This is a genomic window from Ectothiorhodospira sp. PHS-1 (assembly GCF_000225005.1).
In the GTDB taxonomy this organism is placed as follows: Bacteria; Pseudomonadota; Gammaproteobacteria; order Ectothiorhodospirales; family Ectothiorhodospiraceae; genus Ectothiorhodospira.
This window is the reverse complement of sequence record NZ_AGBG01000048.1, coordinates 1-8,050: the sequence shown is the minus strand read 5'-3', so window position 1 is coordinate 8,050 and position 8,050 is coordinate 1. Positions and strand designations below refer to the sequence as shown.

The 8,050-nt window shown below is 62.0% G+C and carries 7 protein-coding genes and 1 pseudogene; 4 read left to right on the top strand and 4 right to left on the bottom strand.

All coding sequences use genetic code 11. From position 1 onward, the window contains the following. On the top strand, positions 1–778 hold a 778-nt coding region (locus tag ECTPHS_RS13115), incomplete at its 5' end, for an IS256 family transposase (protein ID WP_008933240.1). Here ECTPHS_RS13115 and ECTPHS_RS13110 read toward each other — a convergent pair. The 3 genes from ECTPHS_RS13110 to ECTPHS_RS13100 are packed head-to-tail and all read right to left on the bottom strand — an operon-like array spanning position 768 to position 3,355. Further along, the gene (locus ECTPHS_RS13110) at positions 768–1,733 is read right to left on the bottom strand and encodes a histidine kinase dimerization/phosphoacceptor domain-containing protein (protein ID WP_141565362.1); all 966 of its coding nucleotides are present in this window, start codon (positions 1,731–1,733) and stop codon (positions 768–770) included. The two genes, ECTPHS_RS13115 and ECTPHS_RS13110, sit on opposite strands and share 11 nt — an antisense overlap. A 1-nt stretch (position 1,734) precedes the next feature. Beyond that, positions 1,735–2,679 (bottom strand): PDZ domain-containing protein, encoded by a 945-nt coding sequence (locus tag ECTPHS_RS13105; protein WP_040406075.1) that lies wholly within the window; start codon positions 2,677–2,679, stop codon positions 1,735–1,737. Further along, on the bottom strand, positions 2,666–3,355 hold the full coding sequence (locus ECTPHS_RS13100) for a response regulator transcription factor (RefSeq protein WP_008933239.1): 690 nt from the start codon (positions 3,353–3,355) through the stop codon (positions 2,666–2,668). The genes ECTPHS_RS13105 and ECTPHS_RS13100 overlap by 14 nt, the downstream gene beginning before the upstream one ends. Positions 3,356–3,766: 411 nt before the next feature. Here ECTPHS_RS13100 and ECTPHS_RS13095 point away from each other — a divergent pair, with 411 nt between their 5' ends. The 3 genes from ECTPHS_RS13095 (at position 3,767) to ECTPHS_RS13085 (ending at position 7,713) form a co-directional block, all read left to right on the top strand. Next, positions 3,767–4,822, top strand: coding sequence for a glycosyltransferase family 4 protein (locus tag ECTPHS_RS13095; RefSeq protein WP_008933238.1), 1,056 nt, complete (start codon positions 3,767–3,769; stop codon positions 4,820–4,822). Positions 4,823–4,835: 13 nt separating this feature from the next. Then, positions 4,836–7,004 (top strand): amylo-alpha-1,6-glucosidase, encoded by a 2,169-nt coding sequence (locus ECTPHS_RS13090; protein WP_008933237.1) that lies wholly within the window; start codon positions 4,836–4,838, stop codon positions 7,002–7,004. A gap of 190 nt (positions 7,005–7,194) precedes the next feature. After that, complete coding sequence (locus tag ECTPHS_RS13085) at positions 7,195–7,713, top strand: Hsp20/alpha crystallin family protein (RefSeq protein ID WP_008933236.1); 519 nt, start codon at positions 7,195–7,197, stop codon at positions 7,711–7,713. A 76-nt stretch (positions 7,714–7,789) separates the two neighbouring features. Here the strand turns inward: ECTPHS_RS13085 and ECTPHS_RS13080 are convergent. Next, positions 7,790–8,050 (bottom strand): annotated as a pseudogene (locus tag ECTPHS_RS13080) (metal ABC transporter permease); the annotation flags it as partial.

Here is an 8,050-nt window from a genome sequence, read left to right as displayed (position 1 = left end):
AGAGATTGCGCTCTCCAGCGCCCAGGTGAGCCGCGCCGCCGCCAAGCTCGATGAGGGGCTGGCCGCCTGGCGCGAGCGCCCCCTGGGTGAGGCTCCCTATCTCTTCCTGGATGCCCGTTACGAGAAAGTCCGCCTGGAGGGTCGTATTGTCGATTGCGCCGTGCTGATCGCCGTCGGCATCGACGCCACCGGCAAACGCCGGGTGCTGGGCTGCGCGGTCGCCACCTCGGAAGCCGAGATCAACTGGCGGCGCTTCCTCGAAGGCCTGCTCGCCCGCGGGCTGCACGGCGTCAAGCTCATCGTGGCCGATGACCATGCAGGGCTCAAGGCGGCGCGCCGGGCGGTACTGCCCGCCGTTCCCTGGCAGCGTTGTCAGTTCCATCTGCAACAAAACGCCGGACAGTTCGTTACCCGACAGGAGGCAAGAAAAACCGTGGCTGCCCAACTGCGCACGATCTTCAATGCGCCGGACAGAGCTGAAGCCGAGCGCCTTCTGATGTCGGCACTGGAGACTTGGCGCAAGGAGCACCCGAAGCTGGCCGAATGGGCTGAAGCTGCCGTCCCGGAAAGCCTGACGGTGTTCGACTTCCACGCCGCCCACCGCGTGCGCCTGCGCACGACCGGGCTTGCGCGAATCAACCGGGAGTTGCGACGCCGAACCCGTGTGGCCAGCATCTTCCCCAACCCCGATTCCTGCCTGCGCCTCATCTCCGCTTTGCTCGCCGAACTCGACGACGAGTGGATGACCGGCAAGGTCTATCTCAACCTCAACCCGTAACCCCAACGTCATGACCACCACTTCGGAAATTTACAGAAAAGGGGTTGCACAATCGAATTGCCAGAGGCGTCAGGCGCTCATGCAGCTCATCCCGCCAGTCGTCGAAGAGATCCGGCAGGTGATGAACCTGCTCGTCATCCAATGCGTTAATTGACTCGCGCAGCGCCCGCAGCGCCTTACGCGCAAGCTCCGCCTGGCGAGGCGCCTCGGCCGTATGCAGCAGGGCGAGAATACGGCCGCCCACATCGTCGTGCAGATCCCGCATGATACGTTTGCGCTCCAGGCGCGCCCCTTTCTCCTGCGCCTCGCGAACCCCGCACACCCGCTCTGCAACCGCGGCAAGAGCATTGACGATGTTGAGATCGTTTTTCGAGAAGAGCCGCCGACCGCCCTGTCCGTACAACAGGCACATTCCCGCCCCTCTTGTATCCGCCAGGGAGGGGACCAGAAGTCGGGCGCCATTGTCGGCCAATTCCGCCCGCGACACCCCAGCAGCATACGGCTCAACAGCAAGCGGCTGGAATATGCGTTTGAGCAGATCGCGCCACAGTTCGTCCACCGTGGCCGACGGGCAAGTGAACAACGCCTGCACGAACTCCGGCAGATAGGTTTCCATACGCACATCCACCGCTCCGCCGAGCTTGGCCCACAACCACTGGCGAAGAGGAGAATACACCCAGCCCGCGGCAATGACCGCAATGCCAAGCGCATGCACCGGATTGAGGCCGAAGAACCAGGCAAGCGCAACATCAACCAGCAATATCGCAAGGCCGCCAAAGAACCACAGCCAAGCGACAAACCGCCAGCGCTCCAGCTCGAACAACCGGTAGCGCAGCACGCCCAGGGCAAAGCCGATGTACATGGTTATGGCCAAGGCGATCATGACGGTGATGCTGTACCAGGGCTCTTCGTTGAGCACCACGGGCAGAAAGAACACCACCAGACTGGCGCCCATACTAAGGAACACCGACAGAAACACCCAACGAAGGCGGCCCGATCCAGCGGATTACCCTCCGCGAGTCGCCACTGCACGACGGCCAGGACCACGCCCCCAGGTAATACAGAAGCAAGGGCATACAGAAGGTGTGCATCGGCCAGTCGGCCAGTTGCAGCAACTCGTTGACCTGTACCGCAACAATACCGGCGGCGATGCCTATCATTACCCACCGGCCGCGCCCAAGACGGCGCGGATAGCAGGCAAGCAAAGCCAATAGCGCCCCCAGTAGCACGCTGAGGGCGATGTGATTCCCAATCAGTAGCAGTTCGAACAGAGACCGCGGCAGTGCCAGTTCACGCACCAGCCATAAGCTATGCTGCCAGGTTGCGGCAAAGAACCCGCCCCCCGACAATGCGAGTAGTGCCGCTGCCATCTCGGAACGGCGGAACACCCAGACGAAGAGTCCGATCAGGCAGGCCGTTGCACCGAACAGGTGAAACAGCCAGAAATCCAGCGGCAGCGCCTGCAGCGGGCGCTCTGTACGCGGCTCGATCTCGAGCTTGCGCCCGTCCTCCAGCAACAGCGTCACTACCCCGTCGTTCAGCGCGGCGGCGAGCCGGTCCTGAAACTCCAGATAACGGTTGTAACCGTCGAAGGTGGGAAGGACATGAGGCCCCAGGGCCGGATTGAACCCCTCCAGCGACAAGGTTTCGCCCTCGCGGAGCACTGCGCGAACAACATCGCCAGGGCGCAGAAGACCGGCGGCCGGCCCCGCAGGATGGACAGCCTCCACGCGTAAGCCGCGCTCTCCCTCAGGCTGAAACTCCAAACCCAACCAGGCAAAGCGAGTCGCGTTCCAAGCTGCCAGGACTACTGCTGCCACCAGGAGCAGAGCACCGGCCAACAGCACCTGCATGGGCGCCAGCGCGGGCAGCCGAATGCGCTGGAACTTAACGTGTACCATCGACGAGCCCGAGCCGGACAGCTTCCAGCGTCGCCTCTGCCCGGCCGGATACGTTCAGCTTACGGTAGATAGCCTTGATGTAGCCGGCCGCCGTGTTCGGGGAGATCGCTAGGGCCGTAGCGATGTCGCCGCGGTTATAGCCCCTGGAGAGCAGACGCAGCACCTCCACCTCGCGGTTGCTCAACGGCGCACAATCCTGCCGCGGCTCCGAGCCGGTTGCCTCGCGCGCTGCCTCCCGCTCAACGGGGAGCACCGTATCGCTGCTGAAGTAGCGGAGGATCCGGCGGGCGACACCCGGCGATAGCGGCGGCTCACCATGCGCAATCCCTCGTAACTGAACCACAACCTTCTCGGGCTGCTGGTCCTTGAGCAGGTATCCCTTTGCCCCCGCCCGCAGGGAAGCGAACAGATGACGGTCGTCGTCGTATATGGTGGTCACCACGACGTAGGTCTCAGGGGCCCTCTCGTTCAGCTCCGCGACCAGGTCGATACCGCTGCCATCAGGCAGGCTGATGTCCACCAGGGCAAGATTGAACCCTCCCCGGCCAATGGCCTCCATTCCCTGGCCGAACGTGCTGGCGAACTCCAGCTCGATGCCAGGAAACGCTTCCTCGATAAGCGTTCCCAACCAAACCCGGGTATCGGGATGATCCTCCACCACAAGTGCCGAGCGCATATCCCCCCCTCAACACCGCTATCGATCAGCCCGCCAAACCGACATCGCCACACGCGGCACATGATCGACGCTTTTCCATTTTCTTCTACCAAAGACGGTCCTGGTCGGTTCACATTATCATCGCGGCTGTTCGGTTGTTTGGAAAGAACTAACAGATCGGACCATCACCTGCTTCAGCAGCCCACAGCATCTTCGTGCACAACGGCAACCCATGCCTACACCCCAACTAGCAGACTTAGCACTCTTGACATGCGAGTGCTAACGGCATATTTGTTATTCCACCCTGGTTCGTTCTGAACGTTCGCAAAGGCCCCGGAGCACGCTTTCGCGCGCCACGCCCTGCATGGCATCGCCCAGAGCGGCTCGCGCGGCGGGTCGGGCGCCATGAGGTTGTTGGGGAGGATTTAGCCGATGAAGATTGCCCAGGTGTCCCCGCTGTACGAGAGCGTTCCGCCTAAGCTATACGGCGGCACGGAGCGGGTGGTCTGCTACCTGACGGAGGCCCTGATCGACAAGGGCCATGACGTAACGCTGTTCGCGAGCGGGGACTCCGAAACCCGGGCCCGTCTCGTTGCCGGCGCGCCGCAAGCGCTGCGACTGGCCGGTTGCCGTGACACCTACAGTTATCACATGATCCAGCTTGATCAGGTCCTGGCGCAGGCGGAGGAATTCGACCTGATTCATTTCCACGTTGACTACCTCCACTTCCCGGCCAGCCGCTTTCTGACCACACCTCACCTAACGACCTTGCACGGCCGGCTGGACATACCTGAGCTATGGCCGTTGTACAACCACTTCCGGCAGGTACCGGTGGTGTCCATCTCGGACGCGCAGCGCAGACCCCTGCCCTTCGCCAACTGGCAAGGCACGGTGTATCACGGCCTCCCGGAGAACCTCTACCGGTTCAATCCGGCCAAGGGCGAGTATCTGGCATTTCTCGGCCGGATTTCTCCCGAGAAAAGGGCCGATCGGGCCATCGAGATCGCCATACGCAGCGAGATGCCGCTGAAGATAGCCGCCAAGGTGGATGAGGCGGACAGGGAGTATTTCGAAGCGCGCATACGCCCCCTGCTGTCGCACCCGCTGGTCGAGCTCCTCGGGGAAATCAACGACCGGGACAAACAGGATTTTCTGGGCAACGCCCGCGCCCTGCTTTCCCCAATCGATTGGCCGGAGCCCTTCGGCCTGGTGATGATCGAGGCCATGGCCTGCGGTACTCCTGTCATTGCTTATCGGCAGGGCTCGGTACCCGAGGTCATGGAGGACGGGCGCACGGGCTTCATCGTCGACAGCATCGAGCAGGCGGTGGAGGCCGTTCACCGACTGGATGACGTCCCGCGCAAAGACTGCCGCAAGGTGTTCGAAACACGCTTCTCGGCGCAGGCGATGGCGGACTCCTACTGGGAGCTGTACCGTCGACTCCAGGTGACGGAAGAGGCCTATCCGGAAGCAGTCGAAGCGGTCTGACAGGAGGCGCGGCATGACCGACGACGTCATCCACTACCGCGGGCAGTGGTACGTGCTGGCCACTTCCTCCCACGCCGACGACAGGACGCGGGTTCTGAAGTCCGGTGAGACCTTCGCCTTGTTCGACCGGCACGGCGACATCCATCACTTCGGCACCGGCGACCAAGGCATTTTCCACGAGGGGACGCGTTATCTCTCTCAGCTGGAGCTGCTGGTCAACGATCAACGCCCCCTGCTGCTGAACTCTACTGTGACACCGGACAACCTGCTGCTGGCAGTAGATCTCACAACGCCGGATCTGCTTGCAGAAGACGACATCACCATACCAAAGGGCACGGTACACCTGCTCCGCGAAAAGCTGCTCCGCAACGGCATACACTACGAACGGCTGAGGATCCGCCACTACGGCGAAGAACGGCAGACCGTCGAACTGAGCTACCTGTTCGAAGCGGATTACGCGGATATTTTCGAAGTCCGCGGCGTTCGACGCGATCGAAGAGGCGAGTTGCTTCCGTACGAACTCGGTAAACACGAAGCCGTATTGGGCTACCACGGCGTGGATTCGCGCGTACGCCGGACGCGGCTACGCTTCAGCGAAACCCCGGATGTACTCGAGCACAATCAGGCGCGCTTCCGCCTCGAACTGCCACCGCAGGAGGAAATCACGCTGGAGCTTGCCATCAGCTGTGAGGGTGAAACTCAGCCCTCCGGCTTCGTCAGTCTGTCCGCTGCTTACGTCGAGGCTACTGCCGAGACCCAGCGAGAAGCTGACCGAGCCGCGGCCGTGGTCAGTTCGAACGAGCAGTTCAACGACTGGCTGTGCCGTTCAGCCGCAGACCTCAGAATGCTGATTTCCGGCACCTCCCGGGGTGCCTACCCTTATGCCGGGGTACCCTGGTTCAGCGCCCCTTTCGGTCGGGACGGCATTATTACCGCCCTGCAATACCTTTGGCTGGATCCGGAGGTCGCTCGAGGGGTACTCGGTTTTCTCGCCGCAACGCAGGCTGACGAGGACAACGCCGCGCAGGACGCCCAGCCGGGAAAGATTCTGCACGAAGCCCGAGAAAGCGAGATGGCGCTTCTGGGCAAAGTACCCTTCCGGAGGTACTACGGCAGCGTGGACGCCACCCCGCTGTTCATCGTCCTGGCGGAACGCTATTACCGACACACCGCAGACAGAAGTTTCATCGCCGGGCTCTGGCCGCACATCGAGCGAGCCCTGGCCTGGATAGATCGCTATGGTGACGTCGACGGCGACGGCTTCGTAGAGTACCACCGCGAAAGCGACGACGGCCTGGTCAACCAGGGCTGGAAGGACTCCCACGACTCTGTCTTCCACGCAGACGGCCGGGATGCAGCCGGCCCTATCGCACTGTGCGAGGTCCAAGGTTACGTCTATGACGCGAGGCGCAGCGCTGCGCGCCTGGCCCGTCTGCTGGGCAAGGACGAGTTGGCGACGCGCCTGGATCGCGAAGCAAACCTCCTCAAGGAGCGCTTCAATGCAGCATTTTGGTGTCCGGACCTGAACACGTACGCGTTAGCCCTGGATGCGGACAAGCGCCGCTGCGAGGTCATCTCGTCCAATGCCGGCCATACCCTCTATAGTGGCATTGCGGATCCGAACCTGGCGCGGCGGTTGGCGCGTACGTTGCTGAGCGAGACGTCCTACAGTGGCTGGGGCATACGCACCATCGCCCAGGGGCAAGCCCGCTTCAACCCGATGTCCTACCACAACGGCTCAGTCTGGCCGCACGACAACGCGCTGATTGCGGCCGGTCTCGCGCGCTATGGATTCAAGGCGGAAGCCATACGACTGTTCACCGGCATGTTTGATACCGCGTTGCACATGGACCTGCATCGCCTGCCCGAGCTCTTCTGCGGGTTCCAGCGCCTGCCCGGACAAGGGCCGACACTCTACCCCGTTGCCTGTTCTCCGCAGGCCTGGGCAAGCGGCACGGTGTTCATGTTGCTACAGGCCTGTCTCGGCATGGAGTTCGACGCAGAGCAACAGTTGCTGAGCTTCGACCACCCACAGCTCCCGGAGTACTTGGCGAACCTGCGCATCTCGCGACTGAAGGTTGGCGACGCAGTCCTGGATCTAACGTTCCAGCGCCACCCCAAAGACGTTGGGGTCAATGTTGTGGAGAAACGTGGCGAGGCCTCAGTGGTCGTACGCGTATAACAAACCCCCAACCTAGGAGAAGCGATTAAAGGGAGGTAAAAGCCACAACAAAGTATACGAATAACCGCCTATAATCGGGAACCTGCAACACAGATCTTTGTCTAATGGAGTGAACTCGTCGGGATCGGACGATACCGATCATAATGAGTTGTTTTCCTGGCGATGCAATTGCATGGCGAGGAGGTAAACCATGACACAAGAACTCAGAGTTCATCACAATGAACCCCGGCAGACGAATGCAGCAAACACCCAGATTCAGCGTGGTCGTCGGACACCGCTGTTCACCCCGTTCGACGAGATCGAGCGCCTGTTCGACGATCTCGTGCCGAGCACCTTGTTTCGGCTGAGCAGAAGCCCGATCACCCGCAATCTGGTGGACAACCCGGCGCGGACGCCAAGCGTGGATCTGATCGAGCGGGACAACGAGATCGTCCTGCGCGCCGAGGTGCCAGGCATCGACAAGGAACACCTGGACACATCGGTGGACGAAAAGAGCGTGACGATCCGTGGCGACGTCACCCACGAGGAGCAGGAAAGCGAGGGTGACTACTACCGTTGCGAGATCGCCCGCGGCGAGTTCGCCCGGTCTGTACCGCTGCCCTTTGCAATCGACGCCGACAAGGCGCGGGCATCGCTCAAGGACGGCGTTTTGGAGCTCGTAATGCCCAAGCTGGAAGGCTCCAAGCGGCGAAAGATCAAGATCAAGTAAGCACTGTCGGCACCCCTCCCGACAGCGACGCCTCAGAGAGGCTGCCTCCGGCCCAACCGGGGCAGCCTCTATACGTTCAGGCAGGCGCACCGTCGGCCGCCACGTCCACACCGATGAAACCGCCGGATTGGCGCCGCCACAGCGCGGCGTAGAGCCCGTTCTGCCGCAGCAGCTCAGCATGGCTGCCGTCTTCCACAACCCGACCTGCATCGATGACAACCAAGCGGTCGAGCATGGCAATGGTGGACAGGCGGTGAGCAATGGCGATGACCGTCTTGCCTGCCATAAGCGCATACAGCTGTTCCTGAATTGCCGCCTCAACCTCGGAAAAATCCAG

What these genes read in the sequence shown, in the direction of transcription:
- ECTPHS_RS13095 (WP_008933238.1), top strand. Translation starts at nt 3,767, where the DNA reads ATGAAGATTGCCCAGGTGTCCCCGCTGTACGAGAGCGTTCCGCCTAAG.
- ECTPHS_RS13100 (WP_008933239.1), bottom strand. Translation starts at nt 3,355, where the DNA reads ATGCGCTCGGCACTTGTGGTGGAGGATCATCCCGATACCCGGGTTTGG.
- ECTPHS_RS13085 (WP_008933236.1), top strand. Translation starts at nt 7,195, where the DNA reads ATGACACAAGAACTCAGAGTTCATCACAATGAACCCCGGCAGACGAAT.
- ECTPHS_RS13090 (WP_008933237.1), top strand. Translation starts at nt 4,836, where the DNA reads ATGACCGACGACGTCATCCACTACCGCGGGCAGTGGTACGTGCTGGCC.
- ECTPHS_RS13110 (WP_141565362.1), bottom strand. Translation starts at nt 1,733, where the DNA reads ATGGGCGCCAGTCTGGTGGTGTTCTTTCTGCCCGTGGTGCTCAACGAA.
- ECTPHS_RS13105 (WP_040406075.1), bottom strand. Translation starts at nt 2,679, where the DNA reads ATGGTACACGTTAAGTTCCAGCGCATTCGGCTGCCCGCGCTGGCGCCC.